We start from the raw sequence: 21,390 nt of genomic DNA on the forward strand, positions 1-21,390 counted from the left end.
CTAAACTCTTAATTTAGACATCTATAGATTCATAAGGTTTTCCAAGATACACAAGTTTAAAGTCTTTTTCAATTTTAAAGTCTTTTGTTAGAGTACAAATAATATGCAGCTCTCCATCACGATCCTTAACAAACAGAGGAATGGTCTTCTGTTCTCTATTTAATTTATTAATCTTGTTAAGATATTCTTCTTTGGTATTAATAGCAATCTCATGAATTACCGGATAATCCCTTGCTACTTCGCTGAAGTTTATAAAATCATCTTTAGTAGAAAATATAGTTTCAAGAGTAATATCTTCTTGATTTTTAATCTCCTGAGAAGAAATAAGTCTATAAGAGCCTCGTTCTCCTAGATGATCTCGAAATTTATTGATACTATATTTATTAATTTCATCACTTCCAGTAAAGGCTAACAAATACCCAATATCACTCAGTTCAATATCATTAGTTAAATCTTCAGAATAAATATTAGCCTGCATAGCATCTAAGTCTAAACTTTTAGCCTTATTAATATTATCTAAATTATTATCTATTAATACAACATGACGTGCATTATTTTTTAAATATTTGGCTATAATCCTAGAAGCTTCTGAAGCACCAATCATTAAAATACCATTACTTGCTTTTAAGTAAACTCCAATCAATTTTGCCACATACCTTGCGGATGCAGCATTTAAAAGTACCGTTACAAGTACGGTAGTAAAAACTAATGGTGTAATATATTCAGCATAGGGCTCACCTCTTAATACAAGCTTGGTCCCAAATAAAGAAGCAATACCCGCCGCAACAATCCCTCGAGGACCTACCCAACTAATAAAAACCTTTTCATTAAACTTCAACCCTGAATTAATGCAGCTTAAGAAAACACCTAATGGCCTTAAAACAAAAATAATAATGGCTATAAGTAAAACAGTTTTCCAATTATATACAATTAGCAAATCATCCAAATTTATATTTGCTGATAATAAAATAAAGAGAATCGATATAAGCAATACACTCAAGGATTCTTTAAAATAGAGTAATTCCTTTAAGTTTGGCAATTTACTATTACCTAACACCATACCCATAACAACAACCGCTAAAAGCCCAGATTCATGTGCAAATATATCGGACTCTACAAAAACCAAAAGTACTACAGATAGAGCTGTTACATTAAGCAAATAATGAGGTATTAGCTTTTTCTTAATAGAAAAATAAAGTATTAAAGCTGCTGTAGTACCAAAAGATATACCAATAATTACAATTTTACCAAACTCCAGAATGGCCTGAAGGGTATAACCATTATTTTCTCCTATACTTATAAATTCGAACATCAATACCGCTGCCAAAGCACCGATAGGATCAATTAAAATCCCTTCCCATTTTAAAACGGTTGAAATTTCCTTTTTTAAGGGAATGTTTCTTAAAATAGGAGCAATAACCGTAGGGCCTGTAACAATAATAAGTGCCGAAAATAAAAAAGAGACTCTCCAACTTAAATTAAATATAAAATGCGCTGCTAAACCTGCTCCCACAAATGTAATAAACCCACCAAAACTAATAAGTTTTAAAATAACTGGACCTACTTTTGAAATTTCATTACGCTTTAACGTTAGTCCACCCTCAAACAATATAATACCTATAGCTAAGGACACAAAGCTATAGAGACTATCTCCGGGAAATAATCCTTTCTCTCCATTCCAAACGGGTTCAATCCATTTAGTGCCATCCTCCGAAAATAATGTTGATATAGGACCTACAAAAAGTCCTATAAGAATTAAAGGTAAAATTGCAGGAAGTTTAAGCCTCCATGCAACCCATTGTGATAATATTCCTAAAATTACTATTGCAGAAAGTTCAATCATGTACAAATTGTTTTACTAAACATTATAGCAAAATATTAAAAAATGACTACTAAACGGCAATCTTAAAATACTATTTTAAAAAAAATTCAGATATTTATAATATCTCGCTTTTTATAAAATAGACTTAATTATGGAAGGATTTGATATTTTAAACCTTTTTATTGTACTTATTTCTGCTTGGGGTGCTGGTGCATTAATAAAACGAATAGGGTATCCATCTATTCTAGGTGAGCTATTAATTGGCATCATAATAGGCCCTCCATTATTAGGTCTCGTTAATATCTCAAGCACTCTTACTATATTATCAGAAACGGGCGTTATCCTACTTATGGCCTACATAGGTATGGAGATTAATTTTAAGGACTTAGGAAAAGCGTCATGGGCCGGACTCTTAGCGGCTGTTGGAGGTTTTATTGTGCCCTTTATCTTAGGATACTATGTTGTAACTTTATCGGGAGGTACAAGTATTGCAGGACTTTTTGTTGGTATAGCCGTTGGTGTTACTTCTTTGGCGACCAAAAGTCGCATTCTAGTCGATTTAAACTTACTAGATACCCGAATTGCTTATGTTTTAATGGCTGGCGCACTATTTTCTGATACTCTAGCGCTTATCATTTTTGCAGGCTTATCTAGTTTTATAGATGCCGGATCTGTAAACATGTCTGAAATATTGTTTATTAGTGGCAAAATAATCTTATTCTTTTTATTTTCTACGCTACTAGGGCTTTACTTATTTCCCAAACTCTTAAAATGGTTCGAATCTAAAAAAATTGATAACCGCACCTTTTACTTCACATTACTACTTCTAATCGTTTTTGGATTGTCAGAACTAGCAGAACTAGTTGGTCTTCATGGAATTTTAGGAGCTTTCATGGCTGGACTTTTTATTAAAGATGATCTCTTTAATAAAAAAATAAGCAAAGACATTTCCAATGTTTTTCATGATATATCAGTAGGCTTCATGGCTCCCATCTTTTTTGTTACAGCCGGATTTTATGTTTCCCTTGATGTTTTCCAAACCAACTTAAACTTATTACTACTTATACTTGGAGCAGCGTTTATAGGTAAAATATTAGGTACTATTATATTTTATTTACCAAGTGGAAATGGTTGGCGAGAAGGGTTAGCTGTTGGAACAGGTATGAATGGTCGAGGTGCAGTAGAAATTGTTATTGCTGGTATTGGCTTACAGAAAGGCGTTATTTCTCAAGAAATATTTTCAATTCTAGTTTTCATGGCTATATTAACGACACTATCGGTGCCTTTATTATTGACTTGGTCGACCAACTGGTTAAAAAAACGCGGACAACTCGTTAAGCAATATTCGAAAAATGGATATCTTATTTTAGGAGCTAACCCCATAGGTTTACTTCTTGGAAAACACTTAAAGGCAAGCGATAAAATTGTTTTTATTGATGCCAACAAAGTAATGGCCGAACAGGCTGAAAGAAAAGGTTTTGAATCTATACACGGTAACGCATTAGATGAACCCACACTAAGCAAAGCATCCGCTAAAGATTTTCAAACATTTATTGCATTGACCGAAAATACCGAAATCAATCTATTGGCTTCACAATTAGCAAACGACAGCTTTTATATCCCGGAAAAATTTGTAGTAATATGTCCTAACGAAAACAATGAGGGAGCAGGAATTAATCTTATAGGAAGCGCATCAACATTATTTGCAAGTCGAACTGATATAAAACCATGGATAAAACTAGTGCAATCTTCAAATTTTAGAGAAATTGAAATGAAAATAACTGAAGAAACCACAACCCGGGCATGGGTTAAATATCAACTTAAACAAAATAAAAACATTTTACCTCTTGTTATAATTGATATTAATGGGAACAAACGGCCATTTGGTTATAACGATACGTTGATTGTTAATGAGTCGGTAATATATATAGAATGATGCTCAAAAAATATTATCTTACACGCTTTAAACATTAAATATTAAGATATCTAGTGATATTAAAGCCTTTTAAGAGCATAGGTATTGGAGTTGCATTTTCGCCAAATTTGAAAGCGAACTTATTTGAGGCCGCCAGACTTTCCATTTTTCTTAATGCTAAACTGTATTTAATACATGTTGGAGATGCTTCAGAAGACAAAATTTCAACATTAAAAATGATTCTTCAACCTTTTAAAAAGGACCATTTAGATTTTGAAGTGGTTTTCAAAACCGGTGATCCGGTAGACGTTATTCTATCTGTTTCAGAAGAAAAGTCCATCGATTTACTAATACTTGGTGCCGTTCAGCGCGAAGACATTCTTAAATATTATATTGGATCCATCGCTAGAAAAATTACAAGACAAGCCCGATGTTCTATATTGTTACTTATTAAACCCAGTGTTAATCGGGTGCCTTGTGAACATATTGTGGTAAATGGGTTAAAAGACCCGAAAACAGAATTAGCCATTAGTACTGCTTTTTATGTTGCCAAACACCTAAGTGCTAATAAAATTACTATCGTTGAAGAAATTAATCAAGACCAAATCTCTGTAAAGGTTGATGACGATAAATCTCTTAGAAAGGCAACCATTATGAAAGAGCGTATAAAGTTACGTGAGAATACCAGAATAAAAGAAATACTAAGTCATATTCCTGAAACATACACCAAAAACATCACTGTAAAACTGCAGCCTATTTTTGGCAGAAAAGGATATTCCATTGGGCATTATGCCCAGATTTCACGAGCCGATTTATTAGTAATGAATGGTCCTAAAAAAATGACCTTCTGGGACCGGCTATTTCCACATGACATAGAACATATTTTAACCGAATTACCAACCGACGTTTTAATTCTTCAATGAGCCCCAGAAAAAATATCATAAAAGATTTTTTTAAAGCCTTACCAAAAAATATATTCTCAGGTTTTGTGGTAAGTTTAATTGCGCTTCCGCTAGGTTTAGGATTAGCTATGGCCAGTGAAGCACCGCCAATAGCTGGTATTATCGCAGCTATTGTAGGGGGTATTCTTGTAGCCATTTTGGGAGGAAGTCATATTACAATTACCGGACCTGGTAATGGCTTGGTAGGTGTTTTACTCATTTCCATTACAACTCTGGGTTTAGAAAGTGCTTATGTAGCGATTATTTGTTCGGGATTATTATTAGCGCTCTTAGGGTTTTTAAGAATGGGAACCCTGGCAAATTTTTTTCCATCATCGGCCATTCAGGGTATGCTGGCAGCTATCGGATTAATTATATTAGGAAAACAGTTTCATATAATGTTAGCGCATAAAATTAAACGTGCCAACACCGTTGATTATCTAATTGAAATTCCTTTTACTATAAACGATGTATTACATTACCATTACAAAGGACTCATATATGCAGCATTAGCAGGAGTAGTTAGTCTGGCAATTATGATGTTTTATTCAAAAATCAGAAATAAGTATTTACAGCTTATTCCTGCTCCTATGTGGATTGTCATTTTATCGATAAGCATTAGTTATTACTTTGAGCTTGTACTTCATGAACCACATCCCATTTCAAGTGAATATATGCTTTCTGGCATCCCCACCCTGCAACATATTATTGAAGATTTACCAACTCTAAATTTCAATAAAATAGGTAGTTTACCTTTTTGGGGTAGTGTATTTGCACTTACCTTAATAGCAAGTATAGAATCCTTACTGAGTATTAAGGCAGTAGATAAACTAGATCCTGAGAAGCGACGTTCGAATGTAAATCGCGATTTAAAAGCCTTAGGACTCGCTACCGTTGTGAGTGGTTTTTTAGGAGGGCTAAATGTGGTTACCGTTATTGCCAGAAGTTCGGTAAATGTAAATCAAGGTGGTAGCAATCGCTCTTCAAACTTTTTTCATGCCTTCTTTCTGATGCTTTTTATTGCCTTTTTCAGCACACAATTAACTCGTATTCCTTTACCTGCTCTTATGGCTATTTTGGTATATACAGGTTATAAATTAGCATCTCCCAATGTAGTTCGTAAAATATTTTCTATAGGTAAAGAGCAGCTTATCATCTTTTTTGTCACCTTAATTATTACTCTAAAAGTAGGTCTTATTACCGGTATACTTTCAGGCGTTATTGCTTCCGTCATAATTCATATAGTCATTAATAAAAGTGCCGGGCTTTTTTTAAGGAATGTTTTAAAACCAAATGTTTTAATGTATCGCGAGACAGATGGTAAAAATGACTACTATGTAAGTGTGAAACATTTTTGTAGCTTTTTAAATTATTTCAGACTAAAACAACGATTAGATGCTGTCCCTGAAGATAAAGATATCATTGTAGATTTTTCTATGTGTGAATTTGTTGATGATACCGTATTAGAAAACATTAACAACTATCAAGAAACATTTAAAAAACGAGGAGGTAATTTCGATGTTATTGGATTAGACATGCACGATACAGATTCTAAACACCCTTTCGCATCACGACGTTTACTACCTGTTCCAAACATTATTAAAAAGAATCTAACAAAACGTCAATCGGGAATGAAAACTATAGCTAAAAATCTAAAGCTTATTTACAGCCCGAAAAAACAAAAGGAAGTCACATTCTTAAATAAATTTTTGTTTTTTAACACCAAACAAATTAACCGTATCTATAACGAATTATATGATACAAACCATACCTATAAACTATTCGATATAGAATTTTCTGAAGGTGAATTTATTGCTAAAGAGGTTATTAGAACAACCATGCTTCATATTGAATTAAATAAATCAATTCCCGAGTTTACTTTAGATAAAGAAGGCTTTTTAGAACGTGTTTATGCTTTTGCTGGATTTAAAGATATTCAGATAGAAAGTGATACCGAATTTTCAAAACATTTCTATCTATTAGGTGATGACCAAATTGCTATTACTAAATTTTTCAGCAATGAAATTACACAGTTTTTTGAAAGTAATCCTTATTACCATGTAGAATCTAATGGCCATGCCATTTTAATTTTAGGTAAAGAACGTCTTGCTAGTATTAAAGAAATAAATGCCTTATTTGATTTTGGTAAGCGCTTAAAAGAGGTTATTTCATATTCAAATCAATAAATATTCACTAAAAACTGTAAGTTAAAAAATACAGGAACATTAAAATTCATTTTTTTTAGGCTCTTTTCTTAATATATTCTTAAGGTTTTCAGGCAATCACAATAGTTTTATTAATTTTACATCCTTATGAATTTATTCCCTGTTAATGCTGGAAACTTTAAACTGGATGGCGGTGCTATGTTTGGCGTAGTGCCCAAATCTCTATGGCAAAAAACTAATCCGGCAGATGCTAACAATATGATAGATATTGCAGCACGTTGCTTACTTATTGAAGATGGTAACAGACTTATATTAGTCGATACCGGCATGGGGAATAAACAATCGGATAAATTTTTCGGGTACTATCACCTTTGGGGTAATGATACTTTGGAAGGTTCTATTAAAAATCAAGGCTTTCACCCAGATGACATTACAGATGTTTTTTTAACACATTTGCATTTCGATCATTCTGGTGGTGCTATTAATTGGAATAAAGAAAAAACGGGTTATCAACCTGCTTTTAAAAACGCCAATTACTGGAGTAATGAAAATCACTGGGAATGGGCCACTAAACCAAACAGAAGAGAAAAAGCCTCTTTTTTAAAAGAAAACATTATCCCCATTGAAGAGAGCGGTCAATTAAAATTTACAGGAATACCTAATGGTGATCGTTTACAAAATTCAGAACTTGGTTTTGATATTTTCTTTGCCGATGGTCATACCGAAAAACAAATGATCCCGCTTATTAATTACGATGGTAAAACTATTGCATTCATGGCCGATTTACTACCAACTGTTGGTCATTTACCATTACCATATGTTATGGGGTATGATACCAGACCGCTACTCACTTTAGATGAAAAAGAAACCTTTTTAAATCTGGCGGCTGATAATAATTATTACCTCTTTTTGGAACATGATGCTCATAACGAAATTATCACGGTACAGCATACCGAAAAAGGGGTTCGCCTTAAAGAAGTTTATAACACACAAGACATTTTTAAATAACATAAACAGATTCAAATTTTAATAAATGAAAACAATTAAAACTCTATCATTATCAGTATTCGCGGCAGCTACTTTATTTTATGGCTGTGGTGGTACGGCTCCTATTCTATCAACACCTATAGAAAATGTTGATTCAACGCCTTTAAAAGTTTTAGAATTAACAGAACAGGAAAAACAAACTTGGGGACACCTAGATTTAGTGAAGGATACTATTCCCGGAATGAGTGTTGAAAAAGCTTACACTGAAATTTTAAAAGATAAAAAAGGTAAAACCGTTATCGTTGCAGTAATAGATTCTGGTATCGATATCGATCATGAAGATCTTCAAAATGTACTTTGGACCAATGAAGATGAAAAAGCAAACACTGGCAAAGATGATGACAAAAATGGTTATGTCGATGACGTTCATGGATGGAACTTTTTAGGAGATGGTTACGATGAGCAATTAGAATATGTACGTATAATTGCTAGTGGAGACACTTCTAACCCTGATTATGAAAGAGCAGAAAAAGAATATAACGAAAACTATAACAAATTTACAGGTTACAAAAATCGTTATGAGCAAATGCTACAACAAATTGGCAATGCCGATAAAGCCTTAGCTGCACATTTTGGAAAAGAAGATTATACCCAAGAAGAAGTAAAAGCGCTTTCTACTGAAGATGAAACTCTTAAACAAGCTGCTCAAATGGCTCAATACTTTTACAGTAATGGCTTAGAATCTTTAGAAGAAGCTTCAAAAGAAATCAATAATGGTTTACAAAGCATTAACGAACGTTTAAACTTTAATTTAAACAAAAACTTAAAAGGGCGTTTAACTGGAGACAATCCAGAAGACATGTCTACTAAATATTATGGTGATGCCAATGTTAAACATGTAAAAAAATCTGAAAGTCACGGTACACACGTAGCTGGAATTATTGCTGCAGAAAGAGGTAACGGATTAGGACAAGATGGTGTTGCAAACAATGTTCAAATTATGAGTGTTAGAGCCGTACCAAATGGTGACGAGTATGATAAAGATGTAGCTTTAGCTATTAGATATGCCGTTGATAATGGTGCCAAAGTAATTAACGGTAGTTTTGGTAAAAGCTTTTCTCCACACGCAAAATGGGTACATGAGGCTATTAAATATGCCGCTGAAAAGGATGTATTGTTTGTTCATGCTGCTGGAAACGACAGTAATGATGTAGATGTAGAATTAAACTTCCCAGAAGATAGTGTTGATGGACAAGAGATCTCAGATAACTATATTAGAGTGGGTGCTTTAGCTCCTAAATATGGCGCTAACATGGTGGCACCTTTTTCTAATTACGGTAAAAACAGTGTAGATGTATTTGCTCCTGGTGCTTCAATTTACTCTACAACTCCAGAAAGTGAATACGATTTTAAAAGCGGAACTTCTATGGCTGCTCCAGGGGTTGCTGGTGTAGCTGCTTTAATCCGTTCTTACTATCCAAAATTATCTGCTGCTCAAGTAAAACAAATATTAATGAACTCAGGATTAAAAATTAATATCGATGTTATTGTAGGTGGAGATCCTAACGATGTTCGTCCATTTAGCGAATTGTCTAAATCAGGAAGAATAGTAAATGCTTACAACGCATTGATAATGGCATCTCAAATGTCGAAATAATACATTATCTTATATATTAAAAAGAGGCCAATAGGCCTCTTTTTTTAAATTATAACCACTATGAAACGACTTCTTATTTCAGTTTTAAGCTTATCATTGTTTATTTCCTGTGGGGGTACTAAAGAAGTAACCACCACAAATAATGCTACACCTCTAGCTCCTAATCATTCTGTAAACTCTACTTATTGGCAACAACATGTCGATTATAAAATGGATATCGATATGGATGTAGATAACTATCAATATAAAGGAAAACAAACCTTAGTCTACACCAATAATTCACCAGATGTATTAAATAAAGTATTTTACCACTTATATTTTAACGCCTTCCAACCGGGAAGTGAAATGGACGTACGATCACGTAATATTGCTGATCCCGATGGACGTGTAAAAGATCGCATTAGCAAACTTAATTCTGATGAAATAGGATATATTAAAGTAAACTCATTAGAACAGAATGGTACTGCAGTATCTTACGAAACTGTTGGAACTATCTTAGAAGTAGATTTAGCTAAACCTATTCAACCAGGTGAAAGCGTAACCTTAGATATGATATTTGATGCTCAGGTACCCGTACAAATTCGTCGTTCTGGCAGAAATAATAAAGAAGGCGTAGCACTTTCTATGTCACAATGGTATCCTAAATTAGCCGAATATGATTATGAAGGCTGGCATGCCGATCCTTATATCGGCCGTGAATTTCATGGCGTTTGGGGAAATTTTGATGTGACCCTGCATATTAATAAAAACTATATTGTTGGAGGAACTGGTTATCTACAGAACCCTAACGAAATAGGCTATGGTTACGAAATATCAACCGTAAATCGTCCTGCTGGTGAAAAATTAACCTGGCATTTTGTAGCACCTAACGTACACGACTTTACTTGGGCTGCAGATCCTGACTATAATCACGATACCATGCAGGTTCCTAATGGTCCATTATTACATTTCTTATACAAGAAAACCATGGCTCAGGACAAATTGGACAACTGGAAAAATCTTCAAAAAAGAGCCGTTCAGTTAATGCAATTTTACAGCAGTAATATTGGTCAGTACCCATACAAACAATATTCCATCATTCAAGGTGGAGACGGAGGCATGGAATATGCTATGTGTACACTTATTATGGGAGAAGGTACGTTTGAAGGGCTTTTTGGTGTAACTGCACATGAAATGGCACATACTTGGTTTCAGTTTTTATTAGCTACCAACGAGCTAACAAATTATTGGATGGACGAAGGGTTTACCGAATATTTTGGAGAATTAGCAGAAAGCAACATTTTCAACACCTCTTTTGAAAAACCTACACAACGCATATATGATGTTTACTTTGCTTATGCTAAATCAGGCGTAGAACAACCACAAACAACGCATGCCGATCGTTTCAATTACAATCAGTCGTCAACTATTTCGGCTTACTATAAAGGTTACGTATTCTTAAACCAATTGGCTTATGTTATTGGAGAAGAAAACCAAAAAGAAACCATTAAAGAATATTTCAAACAATGGGCTTTTAAACATCCAACACGTACCGATTTTATAAGAATTGCTGAAAAAGTATCTGGTTTAGAATTAGATTGGTATTTAAATGATTGGACCCGCACTACCAACACGATTGACTATAGTGTTAAAGTAATTAATGGAGAAAATATCGTGCTAGAACGCATTGGTTTAATGCCAATGCCTTTAGATTTAACCGTAACTTATACCGATGGATCTACAGAAGATTTCTATATACCATTACAAATGATGCGAGGAGAAAAACCAACCACTGCCACTATAGCTCCGGACTGGGCTTGGGCATATCCAGTTTACACTTTAAAAGCTAACAAAACAGTTAAATCGGTTCAAATTGATCCTAAAAACATGATGGCCGATATTAATAGAGAAAACAATAAAAAGTAACAGAAAAATTCTCTTTATTTTAAATATTCAAAAGACTTCTTTTTAACAAAAGAAGTCTTTTTTTATGAGCTTAAAAACCAAATACTTTAATATATTCTGTGCCAACTCTTTATTTTTTAATACATTCGCCATGTAAACTTTAGGGGTGTTCTAATTTTAGAACTGAGACATACCCTTTGAACCTGATACGGTTAGTACCGTCGAAGGGAAAAGTTGAATAGCTTATTGAAATATAGGCTAGCACACCTTTTCATAAACACACTTCCTTCAACCGTGAAGTGTCTTTTTTCAAAGCGATTACTATCCTCTATGGTTTACAATATAAAATGTATTGTAAATGATAACTATTCACCTTAACGAAAAACCACTGGAAGTTGATAAAAACATCAATATTTCCAATCTGCTACGTCACATTAATTATCCCGAGGTTGGCATAGCCGTAGCTATTAATCAAGAAATTATTTCTAAATCAAATTGGAGCAAACAGTCTCTAAACTCTGGAGATAAGGTTTTAATCATTCAGGCTACCCAGGGAGGATAATCAATAAACTTCGCACGAACTACTAAACAATATAAAATGAAAAATAAAGACACGGCACCAAAAGAAAGTCAAATTACCAGACACCCTTTTCCAAATTCTAAAAAGATTTACGTTCCAGGAAAAATTCACCCACAAATAAAAGTGGCTATGCGTGAAATTTCATTGAGCGACACCAAGGATTCGTTAACTAAAAAATTAACACCTAACGAACCTGTAACTGTATATGATACTTCGGGTCCATATACAGACCCCGATAAAGCTATTAACGTACACAACGGTATTGAGCGTATTCGTGAATCATGGATTAAAGATCGTGGTGATGTAGAACAATTAAACCAATTTTCATCTGAATATTGTAATCAGCGTTTAAAGGATTCTAGTTTAGACCATATGCGTTTCTCCCTCCTGAAACTACCTTTAAGAGCTAAAAAAGGTAAAAATGTTACCCAACTACATTACGCCAAACAGGGAATTATTACTCCAGAAATGGAATATATTGCCATTCGTGAAAATCAGCGTATCGATGAAATGACGGAGATTAGAAAACAGCATCCCGGTCAGGATTTTGGAGCATCTATTCCAAACAAAATTACCCCGGAATTTGTTCGTAATGAAGTAGCCCGAGGTCGTGCTGTTATACCTTCAAATATTAATCATCCGGAAGCCGAACCTATGATTTTAGGACGTAATTTTCTTGTAAAAATAAACGCTAACATCGGTAATTCGGCAACCACTTCTTCTATTGAAGAAGAAGTAGAAAAAGCCGTTTGGGCTTGTCGCTGGGGAGCTGATAATATTATGGATTTATCCACTGGCCAAAATATTCATGAAACCCGAGAATGGATTATTAGAAATTCACCCGTTCCTGTTGGAACTGTACCTATTTACCAAGCTTTAGAAAAAGTAAATGGTGTGGCCGAAGACCTTACCTGGGAGATTTTTAGAGATACGCTTATCGAACAAGCCGAACAAGGTGTAGACTACTTTACCATTCATGCCGGAGTATTACTCCGCTATGTACCTATGACAGCAAAACGCGTAACAGGCATTGTTTCTCGTGGTGGCTCCATTATGGCTAAATGGTGTTTGGCACATCATAAAGAAAACTTTTTATATACCCATTTTGAAGACATCTGTGAAATTTTAAAATCTTACGATGTTGCCTTTTCTTTAGGTGATGGTTTACGACCTGGATCGGTTGCGGATGCAAATGATGAAGCTCAGTTTGCAGAACTTGAAACCTTAGGCGAACTAACAAAAATTGCTCGTAAACACGAAGTACAATGCTTTATTGAAGGTCCCGGACATGTGCCAATGCACATGATAAAAGAAAATATGGAAAAGCAAATTGAGGTTTGCGACGAAGCTCCATTTTACACTTTAGGACCATTAACCACCGATATTGCGCCTGGTTATGACCATATTACTTCGGGTATTGGTGCGGCTATGATTGGTTGGTATGGATGTGCCATGTTATGTTACGTAACACCAAAAGAACATTTAGGCCTACCTAATAAAGAGGATGTTCGAGTTGGTGTTGTTACTTATAAATTAGCTGCCCATGCAGCCGATTTAGCTAAAGGTCATCCAGGGGCTCAACATAGAGACAATGCATTAAGTATGGCTCGTTTTGAATTTCGTTGGGAAGACCAGTTTAACTTAGGGTTAGACCCCGAACGCGCACGTGAATATCACGATGAAACGCTCCCTGCCGATGGTGCTAAAATTGCACACTTCTGTTCGATGTGCGGACCTAAATTTTGCTCTATGAAAATATCTCAGGAAGTTCGAGATTTTGCCGCTGAAAATGACATTATTGAAAATGAAGTCATTCGAAAAGGAATGAATGAAAAATCTCAGGAATTTAAGGAAAAAGGTTCCGAGGTTTATCTTTAATAAACATGAGATCTAACCTTGCCATAGTCCAGGGTTAGATCTTTTTAACAACTTTTAAAATGGCAACTTAATATGATTGTTTTAATTGCACCTGAACAAGATATTACAAATGAATTTGAAATTCTTCATCAGTTATTTCAAGTAGGTTTAGAATACTATCATTTAAGAAAGCCACATAAAGATTTAAATAGTTATAAAGCTTATTTGAATGAAATAGACCCCTATTACCACAATAGAATTGTAATCCATCAATATCATAATCTCGCGAACGATTTTAATCTTAAGGGGCTTCATTTTCAAGAATTAAAAAGACAAGAAACCTCCATAGAAACACGTAATGACATTCGCAATACCAGCCACATGAGTATTAGCAGCTCATTTCATTCTGTTGAAGAATTAACTCAATGTGAATTTTTATTCGATTATCATCTTTTAAGTCCAGTGTTCTCATCTATTTCAAAAGCAGGTTATCATGGAAAAGAATTCAACGTAAACGGTATACCTAAAAATATTATAGGAATGGGTGGTGTTACTACCAAAAACCTAAATGAATTCGATGCCCTTGGTTATCAGGGTGTAGGAGTTTTAGGAGGCATTTGGAGCAGTAAAACGCCAATTAAAGATTTTAAATATATACTTAATCATTATTCAAACAATTAACTATACATTTTGAATACGCATAAATATATTTTATCAATTGCAGGATTCGACCCTAGTAGTGGCGCAGGAATTACTTCAGATATTAAAACATTTGAAGCCCACGGCCTCTATGGCTTATCCGTATGCACTGGGATAACTGTTCAAAACGATATTACTTTTAAGGAATGTATCTGGACAAATTCAAAAGTTATTTTAGACCAGATCGACACCTTGTTTCAACGCTTCGAAATTCCGGTAGTTAAAATCGGAATTGTAGAATCCTGGAAGGTTTTACTCCTTATTTTAAAAAAGCTTCATTACTTAAATTCGAACATAAAAATTATACTGGATCCTATTTTTAAAAGTAGTTCTGGTTTCGATTTTCATTTAAAAGAAAACCAAAAATGCTTCGATACTATTTTAAAATATTGCTATATCGTTACCCCGAATTACGATGAAATTAAAAACTTATATCCTGATTTAGACATCAAAGAAACCATTGAGTATATCTCAAGCTTTACCAATATCTATTTAAAAGGAGGACATCGTAAAGACAAACAAGGTTGGGACGAACTATATTTTAATCGAATTGTTATGGTTAATATGCCTCCATTTACAAAAACTATTTCTCAAAAGCACGGCAGTGGTTGTGTCTTATCATCTGCCTTAGCCTCAAATATTGCTTTAAATGTTATGATTGAAGATGCTTGCAAACAAGCCAAATTATATACCGAGCAGTTTCTAAATTCTAACAAAACGCTATTGGGAAATCACCTATACCAAACAACATAATAACGTATGAACATTCCTAAATTACATTATATTTCACAGGGCGCAACCCCTGAAGCACATCTAAATAATATACAACAAGCCTGTACTTATGGTGCCAAATTAGTTCAGTTACGCCTAAAAAATGAACATGAAGATGTTATTCTAGATACCGCCAAAAAAGCCAGAGCAATTACAGCACACTACCAAACACGATTAATAATTAACGACCATTATAAAATAGCTAAAGCAGTTAAAGCAGATGGCGTACATTTAGGAAAAACTGATGCTTGCCCAACTATTGCTCGAGAATATTTAGGTAAATGGTATATGATTGGGGGAACAGCCAATACATTGGAAGACTGTAAAAATTTATTAGATAAAAAAATCAACTACATTGGTTTAGGTCCATTTAAATTTACCCAAACTAAAGATAATCTAAGTCCTATTTTAGGATTGGAAGGCTATCAAAAAATTCTTGAAAAACTACAAACCCAAACGCCAATTATTGCTATAGGAGGTATTTGTGAAAATGATATCAATGACTTAAAAAATAAGGGGGTATATGGTATTGCTATGTCTAAAGAAATTACCAAAGATTTTAGCAAAATTACTACCATTAATAAATTACTAAATGCTTCGGCAACACAAGAACAACGACACACATTTTAAAATGAATGATATACTAAAAATAGCAGATAAAGAATTTAACTCCAGATTATTTACTGGAACAGGTAAATTCAGCTCTCACCAACTCATGTCTGATGCTTTAATGGCAAGTGAAAGCGAATTAATAACCGTTGCCTTAAAACGGGTAGATACTAATAATGAACAAGACAAAATGCTGCAGAGTATTATGCAGCCACATATCAACCTACTTCCAAATACCTCTGGTGTTCGCAATGCAAAAGAAGCCATTTTTGCAGCACAATTGGCTCGTGAAGCTTTAAATACAAATTGGATTAAACTTGAAATTCATCCAGACCCTAAATACCTCCTACCCGACCCCATTGAAACACTTAAAGCGGCTGAAACCCTAGTAAAATTAGGATTTGTTGTAATGCCATACATTCATGCCGATCCTGTTTTATGCAAAAGATTAGAAGATGTTGGAACTCAATGTGTCATGCCTCTTGGTGCTCCCATCGGGACTAACAAAGGAATTAAAACTTTAGACTTTTTAGAAATAATTATCGAACAAAGTAATGTTCCAGTTATTGTAGATGCCGGTATTGGCAGTCCATCGCATGCAGCTTATGCTATGGAATTAGGAGCCGATGCCGTTCTTGTAAATACTGCAATCGCTGTTTCACAAAATCCGGTAGAAATGGCCAAGGCTTTTAAAATGGCTGTAAAAGCTGGAAGAATGGCTTATAATGCAAAACTAGCAACTGTAAAACAACACGCCGAAGCCAGTAGTCCATTAACCAGTTTTTTAAACTAATTACTTTTATGAATAAATCCTTTCAAGAGATATTTAATACCTATAACTGGGATGAAACATTAAAAAATATTAATGATAAAACAATACAGGATGTAGAATTTGCATTAAGTAAAACAAAACGGGATTTAGAAGATTTTAAAGCATTAATTTCTCCCGCGGCCAAACCTTATTTAGAGCAGATGGCACAATTAAGTCGATCACTCACCAAGAAACGTTTTGGTAATACCATACAGATGTACGCTCCCATGTATTTGTCTAATGAATGTCAGAACATATGTACCTACTGCGGATTTAGCATGACCAACAAAATACCACGACGTACTTTAACAGATGCCGAAATCTTAAAGGAAGCTACATTTTTAAAATCGAAAGGTTACAACCACATTTTATTGGTAACAGGTGAAGCTAACAAAACTGTAGGCGTGCCTTATATTAAACATGCTATTGAATTAATTAGAAATCAATTTTCTAATATTTCAATTGAAGTGCAGCCTTTAAATCAAGAGGAGTACGAATCCTTGTTGGAGGCTAATTTATATGGTGTTTTAGTTTACCAGGAAACTTATCATAAAGAAGAATACAAAAAACACCACCCAAAAGGGAAAAAATCTAATTTTAATTACCGTTTAGATACCCCCGATCGATTAGGAAAAGCGGGCATTCATAAAATAGGTTTAGGAGCCTTGTTTGGATTAGAGGACTGGCGTGCCGATAGCTTTTTTACCGCCTTACACTTAAAATACCTTCAAAAAACCTATTGGAAAACTAAATATTCCATTTCCTTCCCACGATTACGTCCACATAGTGGTGGTTTAGAACCAAAAGTTGAAATGACCGATCACGATTTAGTTCAAGCTATTTGTGCGTTTCGATTGTTAGATGAAGATGTAGAATTGTCAATGAGTACGAGAGAAACAGAAACATTTAGAAACCATATTGTTCATTTAGGTATTACCTCGATGAGTGCAGAATCTAAAACCAACCCTGGTGGCTATGTTGTTGAACCACAATCACTGGAACAATTTGAAATTTCAGACGAACGTCCAACCGAAGTTATTACACAAATGCTTCAAGACAACGGACTAGAACCTGTATGGAAAGACTGGGAAAATAACTGGTAATCATGAACTTATTTAAACCGCCCAATAATGCCATGAAGAAATTAACTTTTAAAGATTATGTTTTGCAACCCGAAAAATATAATCTGCTTGACGTTAGAACTCATTTAGAACGCAATAATTTTCATATTGGAGGAATACATATTCCTTTAAACGAACTACCTAACAGACTCTCTGAAATTCCTACAAATAAACCCATTTTAGTTTATTGCAATACAGGGTTGCGAAGTGCCAGGGCGATAGAGTATTTAAAAACTAAAAACCTAAAAGTAAATATTATCAAGCTAAAAAACGGACTTTCAGAAAGTACTCTAATATAACTATAACTACTTAAGCTTACAATGAATCCCGAACGGTAATAACTAAATTTCATATCATTAAACTATAATTATGAACCTATCCTATTTTGTAGCTTTTACAGTTATATTTTACACCAGATTGGATAATTGAATAGCAGAGTACTTAAATAAATTACCTAATACCAGATTTCATTCTTATACATGTTAGTTTTTGCAACTCGTTCTCTGTTACTAAGTTTTAAATGAGTTCTGTCGATTGTTCTACTTCTGTACCCTAAAATGTGAAAAAAGGATTTTGCAAAATACCTGGCTATTTTAAGATTAACTTGAAGTACCCCTTCTTTTTTATTCGACCATGAAACTCCAGGAAATAATACCAAGACACTATCTATTTTAACACCTCTTAATACCTTCGATAATTTTAAAAAAAAGGGTGCTATCGTTTTAATTATAAAAAATCCGTCAGTCCCTTTTTTTTGATATAAAGGCATAAAAATACTTCCATTATATGGCGATTGTATTTCCTTGTTATTATTTATTGCTAGCTTAGTGCCTTTGGTTATAGGTTGAAAACTTTTAAACCCGTTTAGCATTTTAAAATTATCTTCCTTTTGAATTTTATATAGATATACAATTTCAAAAAAACCCAAAGCACTAACAGATTGTTCTTGAAGCTGTTTAAAATACGCTGAAAAATTAATACTACTCTTATCTTTAATGACCCCAGAAAAAGCAAGAGCTAAATAAATAAAGGCAACATGATTTTTAATGGCCAACAAAGCATCGTGCTGCCCAGACTCAAACCCTAAAGAAACATAGCCTAATTGATTAATATAACTTAATAAAGCTCCGTTTAAATATTCTTCTATCCCCAACACAATAGGTACCGGAAATTGCTTTGCAAATTTTCTGTTTATTAATGCATCACTTAGAGTGATAAAAGGTATGGTCTTACTGGATGTGGTATGTAAATCGATAAAATAAAATGGAGGTTGATTGTTTTTTATAATAGATTTTAAAACATCAAGTAATTCCTGTAGTTCCTGCTCCTCGATATTCAACACATGTTTTCCTTCTATCGCCTCAATGTTTTCCTTGGTCCAATATCTATTTAAATCTTCATCAAGAAAACGTTGATGCTTTTCTAAGGCAACTAAATTTCCAGAAATAGCAAAGACAGTGCCTTTTATATTAGTCTTTTTTACTGACTTTAAAACTTCTTTCAATGCAAAAACTCCCGATGTTTCGTTACCATGAATACCTCCAAAAAACACTAAAGTAGGTCCCGGAATATCACTCTTTATACTACCAATAATTCTGTTTACCTCTATTTTAGTATTTAGTGCTTTATTATAAACTAAAGTCATTACTTTAAAAATCATTATGAGTGAGCAATCCCACTAACTTTTTACCTTTAACCACAGGAAGACAACTTATTTGATGCGCTTTCATAATTTCCTTTGCTTCCAACACAGTAGCATATTCATCTATCGTTTTAATATCGGTTTGCATAATTTCAGATATGCTATTCTTTTGATTTTCTATATCGTTTAGATAAATTTCAAGATCTTTCCAACTTACTAAACCAATAAGTTCATCTTTTGAATTTAAAACGGGCATATGATGAATATTTTTCCATGTCATAACACTTAGTACAAGTTCTATGGTGTCATTTTTATTTACTGTTAAAATATCCGAACTCATAATATGTTTAACAATCCAATAATTCCTATAAGTAGAATCATAAGATTCATTTAGCATGGCCCACTTATGTACGGGCTCACCAGCTTCTTGCTTTTCATACATTTTGGCGGTAAGTATTTGCATCGCTTCAAAACGTTTATGAGATTTTAATAAATACCTGTAATTTCTAACAGTCCATTCCGATGCATTTCGTTTTTGAACTCTATTTTTTATAATTCTTAAATAATATTCTGTATCAGCTAATGACACTCCATATTTTTGCAACCCTTCATAAGCCATAGGTAACAGTTCATTTAAAATAAGTTCGTGACTTGAAACATGTTTTCCATCCCAGTAAAATTGGGTAGCCATTCCATAACGAGCAGCATTAAAGAAATTGGTTTTAACATCCTTAAAATCCCATTTTTCATGAATATTACGATATTTATCGGGCTTACCTAACATAATGCCAATCCAGAATACCATGTTAGCAATTTCATCTGTTGTTGTTGGGCCAGAAGGAATGTACCTGTTTTCAATTCTTAAATTAGGCTTTCCGTTTAAAGTTCCATAGCAAACCCTGTTCCATGGATATACCGTACCGTTATGAAGATGTAAGGCTCTTAATTTAGGGATTTTATTTTCCTTTAATAAATCGACACTACTTTTTGTAAAATCTGTAGTCAAAACGCTTCTAAACCTGGAAATATTGTCCTTGAAAATATTAGTAATAGACCCTGTTTGCCACTGATTTCCAAAACTAACTCTAGACTGCTTTTCATTAAGTAAATAAGAATTAATCCGCATATCAAAACTTTGAGTAAACAGAGCTATTCTAGTTTCGCTCCACAATTCTTTACCAAAAAGTAATGGCGAATTAGTACAAATGCTTAAAATTGGACCAGCAATAGCCTGCGCCCAGTTATAATCATCAACAAATGTTTTCGGACTTAATTGTAGGTGGGATTGAAAACTATTATTACAACCTTCTAACATCGCAGAATTAAATAATATGTTTAATTCATCGACACCTTTGATATGAATATTAAAACCATGTTTCCGAGTTTTTTTTACTACTTCATTTAAAGCCGAATAACGCTTCACAGCAGTCATACTATTATCTCCAACATTGTTTATAGATAATGAAGGTAAAATACCTGTGAGAATAATTTTAATTTGTTTATTCGCAGCAAACTTTTTAGCTTTTTCCAGAAGCGTATCTAATTGATTATGCAATGCGGAAAAACAACTCTCTTTTAAGTCTAAAACATCTAAATTTATTTCAATATTATAACGACTTATTTCGGTAGTAAAATTGCTGCTATTTATATCTTTTAAAAGTTCCAAAGATTTATTTTCTGGCAAAAATTGATTATTGACTAAAAAAACTTCCTGTTCCGCACCAATTCTGAGAGGTTGTTCTTCAATCATGCCTTTATCAATCATTATATCCAAAGCTTTTATATCATTAAGTAAATGATGGATATAATTTGATTGATCTTTTTTAGTTTTAATCCTTGTTACATCTAATTCGCCCATAACAATACAGCCACTTAAGATTAGCTCTTAATTTACACATTATTAAGGGGTTTAAAAATGATTTTTATCAT

General features: G+C 33.7%; 17 protein-coding genes and 1 riboswitch. Of the genes, 14 read left to right on the forward strand and 3 right to left on the reverse strand.

All coding sequences use genetic code 11. The annotated features are described in order from the left end of the window. Positions 1 to 13: 13 nt before the first annotated feature. A complete protein-coding gene (locus tag H611_RS0108935) occupies positions 14 to 1,843 on the reverse strand; it encodes a cation:proton antiporter (RefSeq protein WP_027138039.1) in 1,830 nt (609 codons plus the stop codon). Between the two features lie 130 nt (positions 1,844 to 1,973). On the opposite strand from H611_RS0108935, the gene H611_RS14185 reads away from it, so the two are divergent. From H611_RS14185 to H611_RS14190, 14 genes are all read left to right on the forward strand, one after another. Next, the gene (locus tag H611_RS14185; RefSeq protein WP_051238776.1) at positions 1,974 to 3,758 is read left to right on the forward strand and encodes a cation:proton antiporter; all 1,785 of its coding nucleotides are present in this window, start codon (positions 1,974 to 1,976) and stop codon (positions 3,756 to 3,758) included. 53 nt (positions 3,759 to 3,811) lie between these two features. Next, a complete protein-coding gene (locus H611_RS0108945) occupies positions 3,812 to 4,660 on the forward strand; it encodes a universal stress protein (RefSeq protein ID WP_027138040.1) in 849 nt (282 codons plus the stop codon). Beyond that, positions 4,657 to 6,864, forward strand: coding sequence for a SulP family inorganic anion transporter (locus tag H611_RS0108950; protein WP_027138041.1), 2,208 nt, complete (start codon positions 4,657 to 4,659; stop codon positions 6,862 to 6,864). The genes H611_RS0108945 and H611_RS0108950 overlap by 4 nt, the downstream gene beginning before the upstream one ends. 126 nt (positions 6,865 to 6,990) lie before the next feature. Further along, complete coding sequence (locus H611_RS0108955; RefSeq protein ID WP_027138042.1) at positions 6,991 to 7,851, forward strand: MBL fold metallo-hydrolase; 861 nt, start codon at positions 6,991 to 6,993, stop codon at positions 7,849 to 7,851. A gap of 25 nt (positions 7,852 to 7,876) precedes the next feature. After that, positions 7,877 to 9,487 carry a S8 family peptidase gene (locus H611_RS0108960; protein WP_027138043.1) on the forward strand — a complete coding sequence of 537 codons (1,611 nt, stop codon included), beginning with the start codon at positions 7,877 to 7,879 and terminating at the stop codon, positions 9,485 to 9,487. Between the two features lie 60 nt (positions 9,488 to 9,547). Further along, complete coding sequence (locus H611_RS0108965) at positions 9,548 to 11,392, forward strand: M1 family metallopeptidase (RefSeq protein ID WP_027138044.1); 1,845 nt, start codon at positions 9,548 to 9,550, stop codon at positions 11,390 to 11,392. A 131-nt stretch (positions 11,393 to 11,523) separates the two neighbouring features. Further along, positions 11,524 to 11,618, forward strand: a riboswitch (TPP riboswitch). A 111-nt stretch (positions 11,619 to 11,729) separates the two neighbouring features. Continuing rightward, complete coding sequence (thiS, locus tag H611_RS0108970) at positions 11,730 to 11,933, forward strand: sulfur carrier protein ThiS (protein ID WP_027138045.1); 204 nt, start codon at positions 11,730 to 11,732, stop codon at positions 11,931 to 11,933. Between the two features lie 36 nt (positions 11,934 to 11,969). Then, entirely contained in the window at positions 11,970 to 13,829 is a 1,860-nt protein-coding gene (gene thiC, locus H611_RS0108975; RefSeq protein ID WP_027138046.1) for a phosphomethylpyrimidine synthase ThiC, read from the forward strand. Positions 13,830 to 13,901: 72 nt separating this feature from the next. Beyond that, positions 13,902 to 14,489 (forward strand): thiamine phosphate synthase, encoded by a 588-nt coding sequence (locus H611_RS0108980; protein WP_027138047.1) that lies wholly within the window; start codon positions 13,902 to 13,904, stop codon positions 14,487 to 14,489. 9 nt (positions 14,490 to 14,498) lie between these two features. Beyond that, entirely contained in the window at positions 14,499 to 15,260 is a 762-nt protein-coding gene (locus H611_RS0108985; RefSeq protein WP_027138048.1) for a hydroxymethylpyrimidine/phosphomethylpyrimidine kinase, read from the forward strand. Between the two features lie 6 nt (positions 15,261 to 15,266). After that, positions 15,267 to 15,908 (forward strand): thiamine phosphate synthase, encoded by a 642-nt coding sequence (gene thiE, locus H611_RS0108990; RefSeq protein ID WP_027138049.1) that lies wholly within the window; start codon positions 15,267 to 15,269, stop codon positions 15,906 to 15,908. 1 nt (position 15,909) lies between these two features. Further along, positions 15,910 to 16,680, forward strand: a complete 771-nt coding sequence (locus H611_RS0108995) for a thiazole synthase (RefSeq protein ID WP_027138050.1) — start codon at positions 15,910 to 15,912, stop codon at positions 16,678 to 16,680. A gap of 8 nt (positions 16,681 to 16,688) precedes the next feature. Continuing rightward, positions 16,689 to 17,801, forward strand: a complete 1,113-nt coding sequence (thiH, locus tag H611_RS0109000) for a 2-iminoacetate synthase ThiH (protein ID WP_027138051.1) — start codon at positions 16,689 to 16,691, stop codon at positions 17,799 to 17,801. A gap of 2 nt (positions 17,802 to 17,803) precedes the next feature. Further along, positions 17,804 to 18,118 (forward strand): rhodanese-like domain-containing protein, encoded by a 315-nt coding sequence (locus H611_RS14190; RefSeq protein WP_084158173.1) that lies wholly within the window; start codon positions 17,804 to 17,806, stop codon positions 18,116 to 18,118. A 155-nt stretch (positions 18,119 to 18,273) separates the two neighbouring features. On the opposite strand, the gene H611_RS0109010 is transcribed toward H611_RS14190, so the two are convergent. Together H611_RS0109010 and H611_RS0109015 are read right to left on the reverse strand one after the other, a co-directional pair. Beyond that, positions 18,274 to 19,464, reverse strand: coding sequence for a succinylglutamate desuccinylase/aspartoacylase domain-containing protein (locus H611_RS0109010; RefSeq protein WP_211223799.1), 1,191 nt, complete (start codon positions 19,462 to 19,464; stop codon positions 18,274 to 18,276). 4 nt (positions 19,465 to 19,468) lie between these two features. Beyond that, on the reverse strand, positions 19,469 to 21,319 hold the full coding sequence (locus tag H611_RS0109015) for a CBS domain-containing protein (protein WP_027138053.1): 1,851 nt from the start codon (positions 21,317 to 21,319) through the stop codon (positions 19,469 to 19,471). Between the last annotated feature and the right edge of the window lie 71 nt (positions 21,320 to 21,390).

Source organism: Gaetbulibacter saemankumensis DSM 17032, from assembly GCF_000425645.1.
GTDB classification, from domain to species: domain Bacteria; phylum Bacteroidota; class Bacteroidia; order Flavobacteriales; family Flavobacteriaceae; genus Gaetbulibacter; species Gaetbulibacter saemankumensis.